Source organism: Paracidovorax oryzae ATCC 19882 (genome assembly GCF_000687165.1).
Classification (GTDB): domain Bacteria; phylum Pseudomonadota; class Gammaproteobacteria; order Burkholderiales; family Burkholderiaceae_C; genus Paracidovorax; species Paracidovorax oryzae.
Window position 1 is genome coordinate 180,446 of the sequence record NZ_KK366049.1, and the last position, 17,727, is coordinate 198,172.

The 17,727-nt window shown below is 70.8% G+C and carries 19 protein-coding genes; 8 read left to right on the plus strand and 11 right to left on the minus strand.

Features of this window, described 5'->3' with window-relative positions:
- Nucleotides 1-143 precede the first annotated feature (143 nt).
- From T336_RS0123250 to purM, 5 genes are all read right to left on the minus strand, one after another.
- A complete protein-coding gene (locus T336_RS0123250) occupies nt 144-1,133 on the minus strand; it encodes a GlxA family transcriptional regulator (protein WP_026434304.1) in 990 nt (329 codons plus the stop codon).
- On the minus strand, nt 1,130-1,780 hold the full coding sequence (locus T336_RS0123255; RefSeq protein ID WP_026434305.1) for a DJ-1/PfpI family protein: 651 nt from the start codon (nt 1,778-1,780) through the stop codon (nt 1,130-1,132). The genes T336_RS0123250 and T336_RS0123255 overlap by 4 nt, the downstream gene beginning before the upstream one ends.
- Nucleotides 1,777-2,370, minus strand: a complete 594-nt coding sequence (locus T336_RS0123260) for a cysteine hydrolase family protein (protein ID WP_019701138.1) — start codon at nt 2,368-2,370, stop codon at nt 1,777-1,779. Before T336_RS0123260 ends, T336_RS0123255 begins: the two co-directional genes overlap by 4 nt.
- Before the next feature lie 121 nt (nt 2,371-2,491).
- Nucleotides 2,492-3,550: an AI-2E family transporter gene (locus T336_RS0123265; RefSeq protein WP_026434306.1), complete on the minus strand. Its 1,059-nt coding sequence runs from the start codon at nt 3,548-3,550 to the stop codon at nt 2,492-2,494.
- A gap of 36 nt (nt 3,551-3,586) precedes the next feature.
- Nucleotides 3,587-4,645, minus strand: coding sequence for a phosphoribosylformylglycinamidine cyclo-ligase (gene purM / locus T336_RS0123270; RefSeq protein ID WP_019701135.1), 1,059 nt, complete (start codon nt 4,643-4,645; stop codon nt 3,587-3,589).
- Nucleotides 4,646-5,026: 381 nt separating this feature from the next.
- On the opposite strand from purM, the gene hda reads away from it, so the two are divergent.
- From hda to folK, 4 genes are read left to right on the plus strand one after another with little or no spacing between them, the layout of a single operon-like run.
- Nucleotides 5,027-5,737, plus strand: a complete 711-nt coding sequence (gene hda, locus T336_RS0123275; RefSeq protein ID WP_019701134.1) for a DnaA regulatory inactivator Hda — start codon at nt 5,027-5,029, stop codon at nt 5,735-5,737.
- A gap of 49 nt (nt 5,738-5,786) precedes the next feature.
- Nucleotides 5,787-6,491 (plus strand): histidinol-phosphatase, encoded by a 705-nt coding sequence (locus T336_RS0123280; RefSeq protein WP_019701133.1) that lies wholly within the window; start codon nt 5,787-5,789, stop codon nt 6,489-6,491.
- Nucleotides 6,488-8,083, plus strand: coding sequence for a polynucleotide adenylyltransferase PcnB (gene pcnB, locus T336_RS0123285; RefSeq protein ID WP_026434307.1), 1,596 nt, complete (start codon nt 6,488-6,490; stop codon nt 8,081-8,083). Before T336_RS0123280 ends, pcnB begins: the two co-directional genes overlap by 4 nt.
- Entirely contained in the window at nt 8,083-8,595 is a 513-nt protein-coding gene (gene folK / locus T336_RS0123290; protein ID WP_019701131.1) for a 2-amino-4-hydroxy-6-hydroxymethyldihydropteridine diphosphokinase, read from the plus strand. The genes pcnB and folK overlap by 1 nt, the downstream gene beginning before the upstream one ends.
- Here folK and T336_RS0123295 read toward each other — a convergent pair.
- Entirely contained in the window at nt 8,592-9,575 is a 984-nt protein-coding gene (locus tag T336_RS0123295; RefSeq protein ID WP_019701130.1) for a Bug family tripartite tricarboxylate transporter substrate binding protein, read from the minus strand. The two genes, folK and T336_RS0123295, sit on opposite strands and share 4 nt — an antisense overlap.
- 153 nt (nt 9,576-9,728) lie before the next feature.
- On the opposite strand from T336_RS0123295, the gene T336_RS0123300 reads away from it, so the two are divergent.
- On the plus strand, nt 9,729-10,076 hold the full coding sequence (locus T336_RS0123300; protein ID WP_013595577.1) for a four-helix bundle copper-binding protein: 348 nt from the start codon (nt 9,729-9,731) through the stop codon (nt 10,074-10,076).
- 34 nt (nt 10,077-10,110) lie between these two features.
- On the opposite strand, the gene T336_RS0123305 is transcribed toward T336_RS0123300, so the two are convergent.
- Nucleotides 10,111-11,184, minus strand: a complete 1,074-nt coding sequence (locus tag T336_RS0123305) for a CDP-6-deoxy-delta-3,4-glucoseen reductase (protein ID WP_026434309.1) — start codon at nt 11,182-11,184, stop codon at nt 10,111-10,113.
- Between the two features lie 44 nt (nt 11,185-11,228).
- Here T336_RS0123305 and T336_RS0123310 point away from each other — a divergent pair, with 44 nt between their 5' ends.
- Entirely contained in the window at nt 11,229-12,176 is a 948-nt protein-coding gene (locus T336_RS0123310) for an NAD-dependent epimerase/dehydratase family protein (RefSeq protein WP_026434310.1), read from the plus strand.
- A 16-nt stretch (nt 12,177-12,192) separates the two neighbouring features.
- Here the strand turns inward: T336_RS0123310 and T336_RS0123315 are convergent, their stop codons facing one another.
- The 4 genes from T336_RS0123315 to T336_RS0123330 all read right to left on the minus strand — a co-directional run bounded on the left by T336_RS0123315 (nt 12,193) and on the right by T336_RS0123330 (nt 16,169).
- Complete coding sequence (locus T336_RS0123315; protein ID WP_026434311.1) at nt 12,193-12,894, minus strand: DUF4124 domain-containing protein; 702 nt, start codon at nt 12,892-12,894, stop codon at nt 12,193-12,195.
- A 28-nt stretch (nt 12,895-12,922) separates the two neighbouring features.
- Entirely contained in the window at nt 12,923-13,456 is a 534-nt protein-coding gene (locus tag T336_RS0123320) for a hypothetical protein (RefSeq protein ID WP_019701125.1), read from the minus strand.
- 205 nt (nt 13,457-13,661) lie between these two features.
- Nucleotides 13,662-14,963, minus strand: a complete 1,302-nt coding sequence (locus T336_RS0123325) for a CaiB/BaiF CoA transferase family protein (RefSeq protein WP_026434312.1) — start codon at nt 14,961-14,963, stop codon at nt 13,662-13,664.
- Nucleotides 14,964-14,969: 6 nt separating this feature from the next.
- A complete protein-coding gene (locus T336_RS0123330; RefSeq protein WP_026434313.1) occupies nt 14,970-16,169 on the minus strand; it encodes an acyl-CoA dehydrogenase in 1,200 nt (399 codons plus the stop codon).
- Between the two features lie 153 nt (nt 16,170-16,322).
- On the opposite strand from T336_RS0123330, the gene T336_RS0123335 reads away from it, so the two are divergent.
- Nucleotides 16,323-17,222, plus strand: coding sequence for a LysR substrate-binding domain-containing protein (locus T336_RS0123335; protein WP_026434314.1), 900 nt, complete (start codon nt 16,323-16,325; stop codon nt 17,220-17,222).
- Between the two features lie 125 nt (nt 17,223-17,347).
- Nucleotides 17,348-17,578 carry a hypothetical protein gene (locus tag T336_RS0123340; RefSeq protein WP_026434315.1) on the plus strand — a complete coding sequence of 77 codons (231 nt, stop codon included), beginning with the start codon at nt 17,348-17,350 and terminating at the stop codon, nt 17,576-17,578.
- Nucleotides 17,579-17,727 lie beyond the last annotated feature (149 nt).

A 17,727-nucleotide genomic window follows, 5' to 3' on the forward strand; every position in this document is an offset into this window, starting at 1 on the left:
TGAATTGCGCTGCAGATGCCAGGCCGCTCCCGCGTGGACAGGGCACGGCCCGGCCAACGCAAGATCTGTTGCGCCGGTGAAGGTGACGAAACCCGGCACCCACCGCAGGAAGCCTTGTGGGTGTCCAGGGCGCAGCGGCGCGCTCAGGCGCGCGCCGCCCCGGACGGCGTGCCGCCCCGCCCGAACCGATGCCATGCCCGGCGCAGCTGGGTGTCGGAGCTGAAGCCCGCCATGGCCGCCGCCTGCGTGACCGTGTGGCCCGTGTTGAGCGCCGCCTCGGCCGTGGCCAGCCGGATGGTGCGCAGCCAGGCCAGCGGGGCGATGCCCGCATGGTCGATGAACAGGCGGGTGAGATGGCGGGGCGAGGCATGTGCGACCTCGGCCATGGCTGGAACGCTCCAGTCGCCGGCCGGGTGCTGCGACACCGCGTCCTGCACGCGGTGGAGCGCCGGGTGCAGGTGGTCGCGGTGCGCTAGGAACGGCGAGAACTCCGGATCGTGGGGACCGCGCCGCAGCGCCACCACCATGGTCTGCGCCACCTGCGCAGCAATGGCCGGCCCACATTCGTCCGCGATGCGGTGCAGCACGAGATCGATGCCGGTGGTGACGCCTGCGCTGCTGTAGAGCGGGGCATCCGGCACGAAGACCCGGTTGGCCACGACGTCGCAGCGCGGCTCCACCTGCTGCAGTTCCGCGAGGTGCTGGTGGTGCGTGGTGGCGCGCCGGCCCGCGAGCAGCCCGGCATGGGCCGCGAGCACCGAACCCGCGCAGATGGTCAGCAGTTCGAGCCGTCCGCGTTCCGGCCGCAGGCCGCGCAGCCAGTGCAGGAGCGCACGGGCCTCTTCGGTCGCCACGTCGATCGCCGCGCCCGGCAGGCCGATCAGCACCACCCATGCAGCGGCAGGCCATGCCGTGGGCAGGGGCTCCAGATGGCTGAGCACGGCGCCGACCGAGGTCACCGATTGCGGCGTGGGGCTCGCGAAGCGCAGCACGAAACGCTCGGGCAGCCCCCGTGCACGCAGGCACTGGTTGGCGATGCGCAGCGCCTCTGCCGGGCCGGCCCAGTCCAGCACCAGGCTGTGGGGGAGCAAGGCGAAGACGACGTGGATCGGGTCGGGCCTGTCGCCGTTCATGCGTGCGATATCCCTTGCGGGTCGGGATGCCAGGGCGTGTCCATCTGGCGGGCCGTGCGTTCAGCCAGCGCGCGCCCGGCAAGGCGTTCCACGAGGTGCAGCGACAGGTCGATGCCGGCGCTGATGCCCGCCGAGGTGAAAAGCCGGCCGGCACCGCCATGCTGAACCCAGCGCACGCCCGTGCGCACGTCGAGCTGCGGGAACTGGGTGCGCAGGTCGTCCACATCTTCCCAGTGCGTGGTGACCGCGCCATCGCGCACCACGCCCGCCGCCGCGAGCAGGAAGGCGCCGGTGCAGACCGATGCCGTCACCCTGGCGGCTGCGGCGGTGCGCGTGATCCAGGCGAGGGTGTCGGGGCAGCGCATCGCGCCGTCCACCACGCCGCCCGGAACGATCAGCACATCCGGCGGAACGGCGTCGCTGAAATCGCCATCCGGCACGATGCGCAGGCCCGCGCGCGCCCGCACCGCGGCCCCGCCTGCGGCCGGGCGGGCCACGCAGCGCACGTCGAACAGCGTCGGCGTGCCGGGCTGCTGGCGCGCATGCATGCGCGCGGCGGTGGTGAAGACTTCGTAGGGGCCGGCCAGGTCCAGCGCCTCCACGTCGTCGAACGCCAGGATGGCCACGCGGAAGGCCGCGGCACTCATGCGGCCTCCAGGGGCCGCGCCGTGGCCGCGGCCGCGGTGGCGCGGGACAGTGCCCCGGCGGCCGTGCACAGGGTGGCGAAGCGGCCTGCGAGCACCGTCTCCGTGCGGGCCAGGATGTCCGCCGCCGCCAGCAGCCGGCCGTCGGGATGGCGCATGTCCCAGGTCAGCGTGGCTTCGCCCACATAGTCCACTTCCCAACCCAGGTCGCTGGCGTGGCGCGTGGTGGTCTCGCAGCATTGCTCGGTGCGGATGCCGCTCACGATCAGCCGGCCGATGCCCTGGCGCGTGAGCCAGACATCCAGGCCGGTGCCCACCAGCGCGCTGTGGCGGTGCTTGGTGAACTCCGCCGCAGGCGTGAATGCGGCCAGTCCGGCCAGGGGACGCACATGCCCGGATGCGAGCGCGAAGGGGTTCGATGCCTCTGCGGGGCCGTCGCTGTGCAGTATGCGCACGACGGGAATGCCGCGCGCCTCGCAACCCTCGATGAGCGCGTTCTGCGCCGCCAGGTAGGCGGGCAGGCCTGCTTCCGAGAAAAAGGGGCGGTGGCGGAACGACTCCTGCACGTCGATCACTAACAGACAGGTTTTCATGGCAATCTCCCGTAGGCGGGTGGTGGTGGATTGCCTTGATGGTGCCGTGAACGTGAAGGAAAGTCCGGCCGTGCGCGGACCTGCATCGATCAATTCCGGACAAGCGTCCTGGATGCGGCCGTCACACCAGCCGAACGGCTTCCAGCTCTTTCTTGAGGTAGGCGTAGAAAAGCGGCGCCGCCACCAGGCCCGCGGGGCCGAACACCGCCTCGGCCACGAACATCACCGACAGCAGCTCCCAGACGCCCATGTGCGTGCGCTGGCCCACTACCTTGGCATTGATGACGTATTCGGCCTTGTGGATCAGCACCAGGAAGGCCAGGCAGGCGATGGCCGCGGTCGGCGAAACCGACAGGCCCACGATGGTGATGACCGCATTGCACAGCAGGTTGCCCACGATGGGCACCAGGCCGGCGAGGAAGGTCAGCGTGATGAGGGCGGGGGTGTAGGGCAGGCGCAGGTCCCACAGCGGCAGGATGGCCAGCAGGAACAGCGCGGTGAGCAGGGTGTTGAACGTGGCGATCCAGAACTGTGCCGCCACGATCTGGCGGAACGCCTCGCCCAGGTAGGTGATGCGGTCGGCCAGCGCCACGGCCAGCGGCCCACGCGGCCCGCCGGTCGCCCGCACGGCGGCCAGCGTGCCGATGAGCAGGCCCACGTAGGCGTGCAGCAGCCCGCCGAGCCATGCCCGGCCGGCCATGGCCAGCGCTCCGGCCTTGGCGCCCAGGTAGCCGGCGATGGTGCGCTGGATCTCCGCCGCGCCCTCGGGCAGGTGCGCGCCGATGTCCGGCGGCAGCTTGAGCCGCAGCTCCAGCACCGTCCGGGCCAGGAAGTCGAGCAGCTCGCGGTACTGTTGCGGTGCTTCCACCACGTAGGTGCGCGAATGCGTGGCCGCCAGCGCCAGCAGCACCAGCGGCGCGATGCCCACCAGCGTGGCCGCCACCACCTGGCCCGTGTGCATGGCACGTCCACCGGCCTGCCAGCCGCGTGGCAGCGTGCCGGCCAGCCGCGGCGCGAGCCAGCGCGTGAGCAGGAAGCCGAGGCAGGCGCAGATCAGGCCGGGCAGCAGGCCCTGCCACATCACGAGCAGCAGGGCGCCGCCCATCAGCAGGTAGCTGGCCGTGCGCACGCCGCGCGTCGGCGCTGCAGGCGGCAGTTCGGCCGTTGGAAGCGGCTCCATGGGTGGCGCGAGCGCGTCGTGGAACTTGCTGGCGGATCAGGCCACCACGACCGGGGCGCCCGTGCCGCGCTCGGCGATCACGCCGATGGTGTGCACGGATTCGCCCTGCGCGCGCAGCGTGGCGGCGACGGCCTCTGCCTGGGCGGCGGACACCACCACCACCATGCCGATGCCGTTGTTGAAGGTGCGGTTCATCTCGATGTCGTCGATGCCGGCCGTCTTCTGCAGCCAGGCGAAGAGTTCGGTCTGCGGCCAGCTGCCGGCCTTGAGGTGGGCGGCGAGGCCCTCGGGCAGCACGCGCGGGATGTTCTCCAGCAGGCCGCCGCCCGTGATGTGGGCCAGGGCCTTGATGCCGCCCGCGTCGGCGGGGTGCTGTGCCAGCGCGGCCAGCACGTTCTTCACGTACAGGCGCGTGGGTTCCATGATGGCCTGCCTGAAGGGCTTGCCGTCCAGCGTGGCGGGGGCGGAATCGCCTGCGCGCTCGATGCACTTGCGCACCAGGCTGAAGCCGTTGGAATGCACGCCGGCGGAGGCCAGGCCCAGCACCACGTCGCCGGCGGCCACTTCGCGGCCGGTGAGGATCTTCGACTTCTCGACCGCGCCCACCGCGAAGCCCGCGAGGTCGTATTCGCCGTCCGGGTACATGCCGGGCATCTCTGCGGTCTCGCCGCCGATCAGCGCGCAGCCCGACAGTTCGCAGCCGCGGGCGATGCCGCCCACCACCGCGGCGGCGGTGTCCACATGGAGCTTGCCGCAGGCGAAGTAATCCAGGAAGAAGAGCGGCTCGGCGCCCTGCACCAGCACGTCGTTCACGCTCATGGCCACGAGGTCGATGCCGACCGTGTCGTGCATGTTCCACTCGAAGGCCAGCTTGAGCTTGGTGCCCACGCCGTCGGTGCCGGAGACCAGCACCGGCTCCTTGTAGCGCTTGGGCACCTCGAACAGGGCGCCGAAGCCGCCGATCCCGGCCAGCACGCCTTCGCGCATCGTCTTCTTCGCCAGAGGCTTGATGCGCTCGACCAGCGCGTCGCCCGCGTCGATGTCGACGCCGGCGTCTTTGTACGAAATGGGGGTGGAGGAAGCGGAGGAACTCATGGGCTCGATGGTGTGGTGCGGGGGCCGCGGGCGGGCCGGATCGCGCGGATTCTAAGGCCGCGCCGGCATCGCGGCCCAATGCCCCCTCGGCCGTGCACGCCGCGGATGGGCGGTACGTGGCGGCGCCGGCCTCTGCAGCAGACTAAAATCACGGGTTGCCTGGGCTGCCCGGGCCTCGCCGCTTTCCCCGGTGCGCGTCGCCGGTACGTCCTTTGGCGTGCGCACGGCCGGTGGCCATGCCCCCTGCTGCCCCCTGATCCTCGTCCGTCTTCCATCCATGCCGCTGCCGCTTTCCCCGTTCCGCGCCACTGCCGAGCACGCACCCGTGCTGCCGGCCCGTCGCGCGCCGGTGGCCGCGCCGGGTGGCCTGCAAGGGCTTCCATGAAGCAGCTCGCGCTCGACATCGGCCTGTCCACCGGACCCACGCTGGCGCGGTTCTTTCCGGGTGCCAACGCCCAGGCATTGCAGCATCTGCGCATCGCGGTGGGGGAGGGGGACGCCGCCTCGGGCGCGGCGCCGGTGCGCTCGCCGGTTCCCACCTACCTCTGGGGCGAGTCGGGCAGCGGCAAGACGCACCTGCTCGAAGCCGTGCGCGAGGCGCTGCGCGAGCAGGGTTGCACGGTGGGCTGGCTCGACGCGTCGGTGATGCTGCCCACGGCCTTCGACGAGCGCTGGTCCGCCGTGCTGCTCGACGAAGTGCACCTGTATTCCACCGCCCAGCAGGCCGCGGCGTTCAACTGGTTCATCAACGCCATCAGCCCGGCCGTCGGTGCGCCGCGCTGGGTGCTGGCTGCCGGCGAACTGCCGCCTGCGGACCTGCCGCTGCGCGACGACCTGCGCACGCGCCTGGGCTGGGGCCACATATTCCAGCTGCACCTGCTGGACGAGACCGAGCGCCGCGCGGTGCTGCGGCAGGAGGCCGATGCCCGCGGCATCGCCCTGGGCGACGACGTCATGAACTACATGCTGGGCCGCTTCTCGCGCGACCTGGGCAGCCTCATGCAACTGCTCGACCAACTCGACAGCTTCGCGCTGCGCACGCAGCGGGCCATCACGATTCCCTTGCTCAAGACCATGCTGGAGTCCGAATAGCGGGGTTGCCGCTGCCGACCCGCCCCTTCCGAACCGCACGCACATCCGCATGACTTCCGACCTTCCGGCCACTCGCCCACGGCTCGCGCTCTTCGACCTGGACCACACGCTGCTGCCGCTCGACTCCGACTACGAGTGGGGCGAGTTCACCATCCGCATCGGCTGGAACGACCGCACCGAATTCGGGCGCCGCAACAAGGAGTTCTACGACCACTACGTGGCCGGCACGCTGAATGTGCACGACTACGTGCGCTTCGCGGTGGATGCGGCGCGCCAGCGCGGGCCCGAGGCGGCTGCGGCGGCGCACGCGCAGTTCATGAGCGAGGTCATCGGCCCGGCCATCCTGCCGCAGGCGCTCGACCTGCTGCGCACCCACCAGGGCGCAGGCGACGAGGTCGTCATCATCACGGCCACCAACGAGTTCGTCACCGCACCGATCGCGCGGGCCCTGGGCGTGGAACAGCTGCTGGCCGTGGAGCTCGAGCGCGATGAAAGCGGGTGGATCACCGGCGGCATCCGCGGCGTGCCCTCCATGCGCGAAGGCAAGGTGCAGCGCATGGAACAATGGCTGTCTGCCCGCGGCTGGACCTGGAGCGATGTGGAAAGCACTTTCTACAGCGATTCCATGAACGACGTGCCATTGCTCGAAAAAGTCGACCACCCCGTCGCCACCAACCCCGACCCCCGCCTGCGCGCACTCGCGCAGCAGCGCGGCTGGCGCATCCTGGACCTGTTTTCTACGCCATCACCATGATCAAGAAGTTCATCGACAAGCTGCTCGGCAAGGCCGCACCGGGCGCGGGCCGTGGAAAGAACCGCTTCGGCAAGCGCGAGGATGTGCCCGCCTCCGAGCACGGCATCGACCCGGAACTCGTGGACCGCCGCGCCACCGAGGTGGTGCGTACGCTCCAGCAGGCGGGCTACGAGGCCTACATCGTCGGCGGCGCCGTGCGCGACCTGCTGCTGGGCCTCAAGCCCAAGGACTTCGACGTGGCCACCAACGCCACGCCGGAGCAGGTCAAGGGACTGTTCCGCCGGGCCTTCATCATCGGCAAGCGCTTCCGCATCGTGCACGTGGTGCACGGCCGCGGCCGCGAGCACGAGGTGATCGAGGTCTCCACCTTCCGCGCCTACCTCGACAACACCGCCGCCGAACAGCAGGTGAGCGGCAACGAGAAGACTTCCCGGGCCGCGCTGGCCGGCATGCAGCACGCCGTGGACGCCAGCGGCCGCGTGCTGCGCGACAACGTCTGGGGCCCGCAGGACGAGGACGCCACGCGCCGCGACTTCACCATCAATGCGATGTACTACGACCCGGCCACGCAGGTGGTGGTGGACTACCACAAGGGCATCCAGGATGCGCGCAAGAAGGTGATCCGCATGATCGGCGACCCGGCCACGCGCTACCGCGAAGACCCGGTGCGCATCATCCGCGCCGTGCGCTTCGCGGCCAAGCTCGCCGGCGTCGGCTTCACCATCGAGCCCAAGACCGCCGCGCCGCTCGTGCAGTCGCAGGCCCTGCTGGCCGACGTGCCGCAGAGCCGCATGTTCGACGAGATGCTCAAGCTGCTGCAGACGGGCCACGCGATCGCCACGATCGAGCAGCTCAGGAAGCTGGGCCTTTCCACCGGCATCTACCCGCTGCTGGACGTGGTGGTGGAGCGGGCCGGCACCTCCTTCGTGAGCGCCGCGCTGGCCGACACCGACCGCCGCGTGGGCGAGGGCAAGCCGGTGGCGCCGAGCTTCCTGCTCGCTTGCGTGCTCTGGCAGGACGTGAAGACGCAGTGGGACCGCCGCCTCGCGCAGCGCGAGCATCCGTTCCCGGCGCTGCAGGGCGCGATCGACGACGTGTTCGACCAGCGCATCGGCGATGTGTCCGGCCGCGGCAAGCTGGCCGCCGACATGCGCGAGATCTGGGTCATGCAGCCGCGCTTCGAGAAGCGCGTGGGCACCACGCCGTTCAGCATGGTCACGCACCTGCGCTTCCGCGCAGGCTTCGACTTCCTGCGGCTGCGCGCCGACGTGGGCGAGGTGGACGAGGCCCTGGCCGACTGGTGGCAGGAGTTCCAGCTGGCCGATGAAGCCCGCCGGGAAGACATGATCGACCAGGTGCGCGAGGAGCAGAAGCAGCGCCAGCGCAAGAACCAGCCCGTGGTGCGCCGCGTGCCCAAGCCGGCGCCGCAGGAAGGCGCGGCTGCCGATGATGATGCACCGCAGGCACTCGCCGATGCCGATGGCGCCGAAGGCAATTCCGGCGATGGCGGTGCCGTGAAGAAGCGCCGCCGGCGCCGCCGCAAGCCGTCGGGCGGAGGCGAAGGCGCGCCGCAGGGCGCATCCGACGCCTGATGTCCGGGGCGGCCATGGGGGCGCCGCGTGAGCAGGTCCTGGCCGGCATCGGCCTGGGTGCCAACCTCGGGGATGCCCGGGCCGCGCTGGCCGGGGCCGTGGCTGCGCTGGGCGGGCTGCCGTCCACGCGATTGCAGGCGGTATCGTCCCTGTACGCCAGCGCTCCGGTGGACGCGAAGGGCCCCGATTACCTGAATGCCGTGGTGCTGGTGTCCACCGGCCTGACCGCCCCGGCGTTGCTGGATGCGTTGCTGGCCATAGAGGCCGATGCGGGGCGCGAGCGCCCCTACCGCAACGCGCCGCGTACGCTGGATCTCGACCTGCTCTTCTATGGCGCCGCGCGCATCGCGTCACTGCGCCTGCTGGTGCCGCATCCGCGCGCGGACGAGCGGGCCTTCGTGCTGCGGCCCCTGGCAGAGGTGGCGCCGCAACGGGTGCCGGCTACCGCCCTCGAGCGCGTGGCAGGCCAGCGCGTGGAAGTGGCCGCCGGCCCCGGCTGGAGCGCTGTCTAGTCCACCTTCGCGCCGGACGCCTTGACCACCTGCTGGTACTTGGCGCGCTCGGATGCCATGAAGGCGTCGAACTGCTCGGGCGTGGAGGACACCGGCTCGGCCATGAGGTTGGTGAAGCGCGCCCTGGTCTCGGGTGAGTTCAGCGCCGCCACGAAGGCCTTGTTGAGCTTGGCGATCACGGGCTTGGGCGTGCCGGCCGGAGCGACGAGCCCCCACCAGGTGTCCACGGAAAAACCCTTGAACGTATCCGAAAGCGGCGGCACGCCGGGCAGCATCGGCGACGCCTGCAGCGAGGTCACGGCCAGCGCTTTCACCTTGCCGGCACGGATGTTGGGTGCGGCGGCGGCGAGGTTGTCGATGTTGAAATCCACCTCGCCGGCCAGCAGCGCGAGCTGGGCTGGGCTGGCGCCTCGGTACGGGATGTGCAGCGCGTAGATGCCCGCGCGCTGCTTGAACATCTCGCCGGCCAGGTGGCCCGCGCTGCCGTTGCCGCCGCTGCCGTAGTTCAGCTTGGCCGGGTTGGCCTTGGCGTAGGCGATGAGGTCGGCCACGGTGTGGATCTTGAGCTGCTCGGCCTTGGCCGCGTTCATCACCAGCACGTTGGGCACGCGCACCATCTGCGTGATGCCCGCGAAATCCTTCGCGGCGTCATACGGCATGCGGCTGTAGAGCCACGGGTTCACGGCATGGGTGGCGGTGGCTGCCAGGCCGATGGTCAGGCCGTCCGGCGCCGCCTTGGCCACGGCGTCCGCGCCGATGTTGCCGCCTGCGCCGGCCTTGTTGTCGACGATGACCGTGCCCAGCGCATCGCGCACGCGTTCGGCCAGCACGCGGGAGGTCACGTCCAGGGGGCCTCCGGGAGCGTAGGGGACGATGAGCCGGATGGTGCCGTCCTGGGCCTGTGCCAGGGGCGAAATACAGGCCGTTGCGGCCGCGGCCGCCGAAAGGAGGAAATGTCTGCGATGCGTCATGTCCGACATTGTGCAAAAAAAACATGGCAACGCATCGGCCAGGCTTCGCTGTGATGTCCTACAGCGTCATGGAGCGGCGATTTCTATAAACAAAACCATATCCGCGGCGCTTTGCAAAGCCCGCTCCGGCCGGAGCCCGCCCGCTTCTTCAAGGACCTTCCCATGCAGACCTCCCAGGACACGCTTCCCCCTTCCCGCTATGCGGATTGCATCAGCGCCTGCAACGACTGCGCGGATGCGTGCAACTACTGCGCCGCCGCCTGCCTGCGCGAGCCGGACCCGCGGCACATGGTGCGCTGCATCGCGCTCGACATGGACTGCGCGGACATCTGCCGCACGGCCGCGGCGGCGATGGCGCGCGAGAGCGCACATGCCTACGAGATCTGCGCGCTCTGCGCCCGCCTGTGCGACGCCTGTGCGAATGAATGCAGCCGGCATGACATGGCGCACTGCCAGGCCTGCGCGGCCATGTGCCGCCGCTGCGCGGAGCTGTGCCGGGCGATGGCCTGACGGCCCCGGCGCCGCCGGCGGCAGGGCGGCCGGGTTACGCGGCGACGGTATCGCCGTGCTTGTCCGCTTCCGATGTGAAGGCATCCGCGTAGAACTCTTCCGGCGGCAGGCCGCGCTCGGCGCTGTAGGCCTTGCGTGCCGACTCCACCACCACCGGCGCTCCGCAGGCATACACCTGGTGGCCCGACAGATCGGCGTGGTCGTCCATCACCGCCTGGTGCACGAAGCCCGTGCGGCCCGTCCACCCGTCTTCCGGCAGCGCGTTCGACACCACCGGTACGTAGCGCAGCCAGGGCATGTCCGCCAGGCGCTCCCGCACCCAGGCGTCCATGTACAGGTCCGCCGGACGGCGGCCGCCCCAGTAGAGCGTGGCAGGCCGGTCGATGCCCTTGAAGCGCAGGTGCTCGATGAGGGCCTTCACCGGCGCGAAGCCCGTGCCCGACGCGAGCAGGATGATCGGCTTGGCGCTGTCCTCGCGCAGGAAGAAGCTGCCGAAGGGGCCCTCCACGCGGAGGATCTCCTTTTCCTTCATGGCCCCGAACACGTGGTCGGTAAAGCGGCCGCCCGGCATGTGGCGGATGTGCAGCTCGATGCCCGGGCTGCCCTCCTGCGTGTGCGGTGCATTGGCCATCGAATAGGCGCGCCGGGCGCCGTCCTTGAGGATGAACTCCACGTACTGGCCTGCGTGGTAGCGGAACGTGTCGGCCGCGGGCAGCTGCAGGCGGACCACCATCACGTCGTGCGAGGCCCGGGTGAGGGCGGAGACGCGCACCGGCATCTTCTTGATGGGATAGGCGCTTTCGTCGGTGACCTGGCGCGATTCCAGCACCACGTCGGTGAGCGGCTGCGCGCAGCAGGTGAGCACGAAGCCCGCGTCGGCCTCCTCGGGCGTCAGGGCCTTGGACTGGTGTTCTCCGTGCACGACCGAACCGCTCAGCTTGCGGCACTTGCAGGAGCCGCAGGCGCCGTCCTTGCAGCCGTAAGGCAGCCCCACGCCGCTGCGGATGGCGGCGCCCAGCAGGGTTTCGCTGGCCTGGGCGGTGAAGGCGCGGCCGCTGGGCTGCACGGTGATCTGGTGGGAGGCTGCGGCCGTCGCTGCGGTGTTCATGGGGTCGTTATCCTTGCGTGTCTCTTCGTTGCCGGACCTGGATTTTGCCCTCAAACCTGAACCCCCTCGGCGCGCTGCCAGCGCGTTTCCGCCGTGAACGTGTGCTGGTCGTCGGCTGCGGCGACGTGGGCCTGCGCGCAGTGGGCGCCCTGCGCGCCGCGCAAGGATCGCCGCGACCGCGCGTGCTGGCACTTACGTCGAGTCCCGGGCGCTTCGCGGCCTTGCGTGCGGCCGGCATCGTGCCGCTGCCGGGCAACCTGGACGACGCACGCACGCTGCGGCGCCTCGCGGGCCTGGCCACGCGCGTCCTGCACCTGGCCCCGCCCCCCGGGGAGCGCGACGCCGGCGCTGCATGGTGGGCCGATCCGCGCACGGCGGCCCTGGTGCGCGTGCTGAGGTTGCGCAGCCTGCCGCGCGCGCTGGTGTACGGCTCGACCAGCGGGGTCTATGGGGACTGCGCAGGTGCCCTCGTGCCGGAAACCCGACCAGTCGCGCCGGCCACGCCGCGCGCCCGCAGGCGCGTGGATGCCGAACGCTCCGTGCGCCGCCTGGGCCGGGCCGGCGTGCGCGCGAGCGTGCTGCGCATTCCCGGCATCTATGCGCCCGACCGCGAAGGCGGCACGCCGGAGGCCCGGCTGCGCCGCGGCACGCCCGCGCTGGTGCACGAGGACGACGTGCACACCAACCACATCCACGCCGACGACCTCGCCCGCGCCTGCGTTGCAGCCCTCTGGGGGGGGCAGCCCCAGCGCATTTATCACGTGAGCGACGCGAGCGGCCTGAAGATGGGCGACTACTTCGACCTCGCCGCCGACCTGTACGGACTGCCACGCCCGCGCAGGATCACGCGGGTGCAGGCCCGCGAAGAGCTATCGCCGATGCTGCTGAGCTTCATGGGCGAATCGCGCCGGCTCGATGCCACCCGGCTCGCGGAGGAGTTGCGCGTTCGGCTGCGTTATCCGACGGTGGCCGAAGGGCTGCGCAGCGCCTGAGAGGCCTCGCGGGCCGTTACCGCGGATAGATGTTCCCGTTGCCGTCATAGCACCGGAACACGTTGCACTGCGTGCCCGGAGGCTTCGGTACCGGTACGGCCGGCTGCACCACCACGGGATGCCGCGGCACGACAACCACCGGCGGCACATAGACGTCCTGTGTCCCGTAGGTGGCACCGCCGCTGCCCCGCGACCTCTCGGCCTGCGCGTAGCCCGCGGAGCCCAGGCAGTCGAGTTCCATCTGCCGTTGCGCCGTCGAAAGCCGGGCCTGGGCGTCGTAGCTGCCCTGGCCGGCCTCGGCGGCCATACGGTCGCGCTGGCGGCGGGACCGCGCGCACTCGGGCGAACGCGCCGGATCGGTGGAGATTTCCCGGCCCCTGGCGCGTGATTCCAGCGCCTCCCGCCGCGCCTGCTGCTGTTCCGCCAATGCCTCGGCCTGCTGGCGCTGGCGCTTTGCTTCCAGCGCCTCGCGCGCCTGCTCGCGTTCCTGCGCGATCTCCTCCGGCGTCCTGCGAGGTTCGACCTCCCGCACGGAGGCTCCCCGGTCGCAGCGTCCGTCCGTATAGGTCACCTGGCCGGTCGAGGGGTCCGTGCAGCGCACCACCTGGGCGTGGGCGAACGTGCCCGCCAGGCACAGCACGGCTACGCCGGCGGCGCTGCGCAGGAGCCCTGCCCGCAGGCCTTCCGGTGCGCGTGCGCGGGATGCAGAACCGGTCATGGAGCAGGGCCCTTTCATGTCGGCCGGCTCAGGGCCTCTGGAAGAGGCGACCGGGGCCCTCTTGCGGAGGCAGGCGGCCCTGGGACCGCATTTCGTCCCGCCAGCGCTGCTCGTCGGCCTTGCGGCGGGATTCCTGCTGCAGCGTGCCGCTCAGCGATGGGCCGGGCGGCTGGGCGCGGTCCCGGTCGCGTTCACGCTGCCGTTCGCGCTCGCGTGCCTCCCAGGCCTCGCGGTCGCGGCGCTCGCGCCATGCGCGGTCCCGGTCGTCGCGGTCGCGGCGCTCGCGCCAGCCGTCGTCCCACGGGTTGGGCCGCACGGCATAGCCGGGAGCCGGAACGACCACGGGATAGCCGGGCCGGGGCACCACGTAGGTGGGTTGTTCGTACACCGTGACCGAGCCGCCGTAAGGGTAGGACGGGCCGGTGGGATAGGCATTGCCGTAGGTCGGGCCGGAAGCGTAGCCGTAGTCGTAATACGGGTCGCCCGGCACGGCACAACCCGCGGCCATGGCGCACACGGCGGTGGCGGCCAGGGATTTGAGGAGGAGGGCGGGTGGGCGCATGGGCTCTCGCTGGAGGTGCGGCTCCGGAGCCCGGGGGGCAGACCGGTCCGCGGTGAAAGGGCGCCTGGCCGGCAGACCGCCGGCCGGGCGAAGGGTGACGGCAATGTGACGCGTCAGCCTGCATTTTGGTTGACCTGCTGCCGTGCTGTCTGTCGGCGCGGGCCCCGATTCCGCAGGATGCGCGTGCCGACACCACCCGCCCAGGTTACACCACGCCCGCGCCCCGCAACCGTGCCACGGCCGCCGCGTCCAGCCCCAGGTCCGCCAGGATCTCTTCGGTGTGCTGCCCGAGGGCGGGCGGCGCGTTGCGCAGTACCGGCGGCGTGGCCGACAGCCGCAACGGGCTGGCCACGCCGCGCACGGTGGCGATGCCATCGGCACCCGCGCTGCCGTCCGTCCGGCGCGGAAGCTCCACGGCGAGCCCGCGAGCGCGCACCTGCGGATCGTCGAAAGCCTGGGCGATGCTGTTGATGGGACCGCACGGCACGGCCTTGTCCTCCAGCAGGGCAACCCACTGCGCGGTGGTGCGCGTGCGGGTCACGGCCTCCATGAGCGGCACCAGCTCGGCGCGGTGCCGCACGCGCAGCGTATTCGTGCTGAACCGTGGGTCCGATGCCCACGCGGCCTGCCCGGCAGCCGTGCAGAAGCGCGCGAACTGGCCGTCATTGCCGATGGCCAGCAGCATGGCGCCGTCGGCCGTGGGAAAGTCCTGGTAGGGCACCAGGCTGGGGTGGCTGTTGCCCTGCCGCCGGGGCGATTCCCCGGTGGCCAGCAAACCGGCCGCCTGGTTGGCCAGCACGGCCATGCCCACGTCCAGCAGCGCCATGTCGATATGCTGGCCCTGGCCGGTACCCGTGGCGGCGTTGTCGCGGGCATGCAGCGCTGCCAGGATGGCATTGCTGGCATACAGGCCCGTGAACAGGTCGATCACCGCCACGCCGACCCGCAGCGGGCCGCCGCCCGGCTCGCCATCGGCCCGGCCCGTGATGTCCATCAGGCCGGTCATGGCCTGCACCATCAGGTCGTAGCCGGCGCGGGGGGCATAGGGTCCATCCTGCCCGAAACCCGTCACGGAGCAATAGATGAGCCGCGGGTTCAGCGCCCGCAGGCTTGCGTGGTCCAGGCCGTATTGCTTCAGCCCGCCCACCTTGAAGTTCTCCACCACCACGTCCGCCCGCAGTGCCATGTCCCGGAGCAGCGCCTGGCCTTCCGGGTGGGCCATGTCGATGGTGATGGAGCGCTTGTTGCGGTTGCAGGCCGTGAAATAGGCCGCCTGGTCCGTCTCGCGGCCCTCGGCATCCTTCAGGAACGGCGGGCCCCACTGGCGCGTGTCATCGCCCAGGCCGGGGCGCTCGACCTTGACCACGTCCGCGCCCAGGTCGGCCAGCACCTGGGTGCACCACGGCCCGGCGAGCACGCGCGAGAGGTCGAGCACCCGGATCCCGGCGAGCGCGCCGCCCCCGGGGGCAGGGGAGGGCGAAGAGACGGGTGGGAGAGCCGCGTCCATGGCGCCTCAGTTCGCGAACGCGGCGATGCCCGTCTGGGCGCGGCCCAGGATGAGCGCGTGCACATCGTGCGTGCCCTCGTAGGTGTTGACCACCTCCAGGTTCACCAGGTGCCGCGCCACGCCGAACTCGTCGCTGATGCCGTTGCCGCCCATCATGTCGCGCGCCAAGCGGGCGATGTCCAGCGCCTTGCCGCAGCTGTTGCGCTTGATGATGGAGGTGGCTTCCACGGCGGCCGTGCCCTCGTCCTTCATGCGTCCCAGGCGCAGGCAGGCCTGCAGGCCGATGGCGATTTCGGTCTGCATGTCGGCCAGTTTCTTCTGGATGAGCTGGTTGGCGGCGAGCGGCCTGCCGAACTGCTTGCGGTCCAGCGTGTACTGGCGCGCGGTGTGCCAGCAGAACTCGGCCGCGCCCAGTGCGCCCCAGGCGATGCCGTAGCGCGCGCTGTTCAGGCAGGTGAACGGGCCCTTCAGACCCTGCACCTCGGGGAAGGCGTTCTCCTCGGGCACGAACACGTCGTCCATCACGATCTCGCCGGTGATGGAGGCACGCAGGCCCACCTTGCCGTGGATGGCCGGCGCCGTGAGGCCCTGCATGCCCTTTTCCAGCACGAAGCCGCGGATGGGGCCCACTGCGCCGGCCTCGCTCACCTCCTTCGCCCAGACGACGAACACGTCGGCGATGGGGCTGTTGGTGATCCACATCTTGCTGCCCTTGAGCTTGTAGCCGCCGGCGGTCTTGTAGGCGCGCGTGGCCATGCTGCCGGGGTCGGAACCGTGGTCGGGCTCGGTCAGGCCGAAGCAGCCGATCCACTCGCCGCTCGCCAGCTTCGGCAGGTACTTCTGCTTCTGCGCCTCGGTGCCGAACTCGAAGATCGGCACCATCACCAGCGAACTCTGCACGCTGGCCATGGAGCGATAGCCCGAATCGATGCGCTCGATCTCGCGCGCGATCAGCCCGTAGGCCACGTAGTTCAGCCCGGGGCCGCCGTACTGCTCGGGAATGGTGGGGCCCAGCAGGCCCAGCTCGCCCATCTCGCGGAAGATGGCCGTGTCGGTCTTCTCGTGGCGGAACTGCTCCAGCACGCGGGTCGCCAGCCGGTCGCGGCAGTAGGCCGCTGCGGCATCGCGCACCATGCGCTCGTCGTCGCTGAGCTGCTGGTCGAGCAGGAAGGGGTCTTCCCAGTGGAAGGCGGCAGGGCGGGCCATGGTGTGTCTCCTGAAAATCGGGCGAAAGATGTGACTTGCCGGTTCGGCATGTCACTCGGAATGCGTGGATGCTATGCCTTGCGGACGGGCTGCGGCAAGCGATGAAGTCGCATCCAGAAATGAGGTTATGGAATACCTGTGTAGCATCCCCCCATGCGCCGCACCCTGCCGTCCACCCAGGCCCTGGCCTGCTTCGAAGCCGCCGCCCGCCACGAAAGCTACACACGCGCCGCCCAGGAGCTGTTCCTCACGCAAAGCGCCGTGTCGCGGCAGATCATGGCGCTGGAGGAGTTCCTGGGCGTCGCCCTGTTCCGCCGCACCCGCCACGGGGTCGCCCTGACGCCTGCCGGCACCCACTATGCGGCCCAGGTCGGGCGCTGGCTCGAAGGCCTGGAGCGCGACACGCTCGACGTCATGGCCCACCAGGGGCAGGGCGGCTCCATCCGCCTCGCCGCCGTGCCCACGTTCGCCACCCGCTGGCTGGTGCCCCGCCTGCCCCGGCTGGCCGAGCGGCATCCCGACATCGTCGTCCACATCGAGACCCAGGTGCGCCCCTTCCTCTTCGCGGACGCGGGCTTCGATGCGGCCCTCTACGCCGGCACGCCCGAGCAGGTGGCCAACTGGCCCGGCACCCAGGCCCTGCGGTTGATGCAGGAGGACGTGGCGCCGGTCTGCAGCCCCGCGCTGCTGCCGGAGGGCCGGCCCCTGCCGCCGGAAGCCCTGGCTGAACTGCCGCTGCTGCAGCAGACGACACGGCCGCTGGCCTGGCGCCAGTGGTTCGAGTCCATGGGGGTGCATGCCCCCCAGCATGCCCTGGACGGCCCGCGCTATGAACTCTTTTCCATGTCCGCCGTGGCGGCCGCCCACGGTCTGGGCGTGGCGCTGGTGCCGCTGATGCTGATCGAGCCCGAGCGCGCGCGGGGCGAACTGGTGCCGGCCTGCGACCACCCGCCGCGGGGAGGGCGGGGCTACTACTTCGTCACCCCCGCGCAGTCCCAGCCGCCCGTCGTCGCGGCCTTCTCTGCCTGGCTGCAGGACATGGCCGCGTCTTGACCGTGACAGCGCCCTGTCCGGTTGCATCGGCCGCCACCCCGGGCTAGGCTGTGCCTGCCTGCTGTAGAGCAGGCGCTTGCAGGCTCTGTTTCCCTGCCTATCGTCACAACAAGGAGTACCGGCACATGCAAAACCACACGAGCGGCACCTACCACGCCCCCCACTTCGATCCCACGGTCGATGAACTCGAAGCCCTCAAGCAACTGGAAATCGGCCGCGCCATCAGCGTGCCGGAGGCCCTGCGCCACCACCTGTCGGGCCGCCTCTACGAGCGTGGCTACATCGCGAAGAACGCCACCGGCGACCTGGTCATCACCGACAGCGGCCGGGCCGTCATCCGCCGCCAGGAAAGCTGATCCGCCGCCGCGCGCCAGGCCGGGGTCGCACCCCGGCTTTCTCTTTTCCGCCGCCCGACCGTCCGACACCGGACCGGCATTCGTCCTACACCGCGGAATTCGGGGATTTCATACAGTAGCGGCTGTGCCTGCAGGAGACGGGAATTGTT

Bases quoted from the DNA above. Each gene is read 5' to 3' on its own strand.
- T336_RS0123255 (WP_026434305.1), bottom strand. From the start codon at position 1,780: ATGAGTGCCGCGGCCTTCCGCGTGGCCATCCTGGCGTTCGACGACGTG.
- T336_RS0123325 (WP_026434312.1), bottom strand. From the start codon at position 14,963: ATGGACGCGGCTCTCCCACCCGTCTCTTCGCCCTCCCCTGCCCCCGGG.
- purM (WP_019701135.1), bottom strand. From the start codon at position 4,645: ATGAGTTCCTCCGCTTCCTCCACCCCCATTTCGTACAAAGACGCCGGC.
- T336_RS0123295 (WP_019701130.1), bottom strand. From the start codon at position 9,575: ATGTCGGACATGACGCATCGCAGACATTTCCTCCTTTCGGCGGCCGCG.
- T336_RS0123330 (WP_026434313.1), bottom strand. From the start codon at position 16,169: ATGGCCCGCCCTGCCGCCTTCCACTGGGAAGACCCCTTCCTGCTCGAC.
- T336_RS0123265 (WP_026434306.1), bottom strand. From the start codon at position 3,550: ATGGAGCCGCTTCCAACGGCCGAACTGCCGCCTGCAGCGCCGACGCGC.
- T336_RS0123260 (WP_019701138.1), bottom strand. From the start codon at position 2,370: ATGAAAACCTGTCTGTTAGTGATCGACGTGCAGGAGTCGTTCCGCCAC.
- T336_RS0123305 (WP_026434309.1), bottom strand. From the start codon at position 11,184: ATGAACACCGCAGCGACGGCCGCAGCCTCCCACCAGATCACCGTGCAG.
- T336_RS0123335 (WP_026434314.1), top strand. From the start codon at position 16,323: ATGCGCCGCACCCTGCCGTCCACCCAGGCCCTGGCCTGCTTCGAAGCC.
- folK (WP_019701131.1), top strand. From the start codon at position 8,083: ATGTCCGGGGCGGCCATGGGGGCGCCGCGTGAGCAGGTCCTGGCCGGC.
- pcnB (WP_026434307.1), top strand. From the start codon at position 6,488: ATGATCAAGAAGTTCATCGACAAGCTGCTCGGCAAGGCCGCACCGGGC.
- T336_RS0123315 (WP_026434311.1), bottom strand. From the start codon at position 12,894: ATGACCGGTTCTGCATCCCGCGCACGCGCACCGGAAGGCCTGCGGGCA.
- T336_RS0123250 (WP_026434304.1), bottom strand. From the start codon at position 1,133: ATGAACGGCGACAGGCCCGACCCGATCCACGTCGTCTTCGCCTTGCTC.
- T336_RS0123340 (WP_026434315.1), top strand. From the start codon at position 17,348: ATGCAAAACCACACGAGCGGCACCTACCACGCCCCCCACTTCGATCCC.
- T336_RS0123280 (WP_019701133.1), top strand. From the start codon at position 5,787: ATGACTTCCGACCTTCCGGCCACTCGCCCACGGCTCGCGCTCTTCGAC.
- T336_RS0123300 (WP_013595577.1), top strand. From the start codon at position 9,729: ATGCAGACCTCCCAGGACACGCTTCCCCCTTCCCGCTATGCGGATTGC.
- hda (WP_019701134.1), top strand. From the start codon at position 5,027: ATGAAGCAGCTCGCGCTCGACATCGGCCTGTCCACCGGACCCACGCTG.
- T336_RS0123320 (WP_019701125.1), bottom strand. From the start codon at position 13,456: ATGCGCCCACCCGCCCTCCTCCTCAAATCCCTGGCCGCCACCGCCGTG.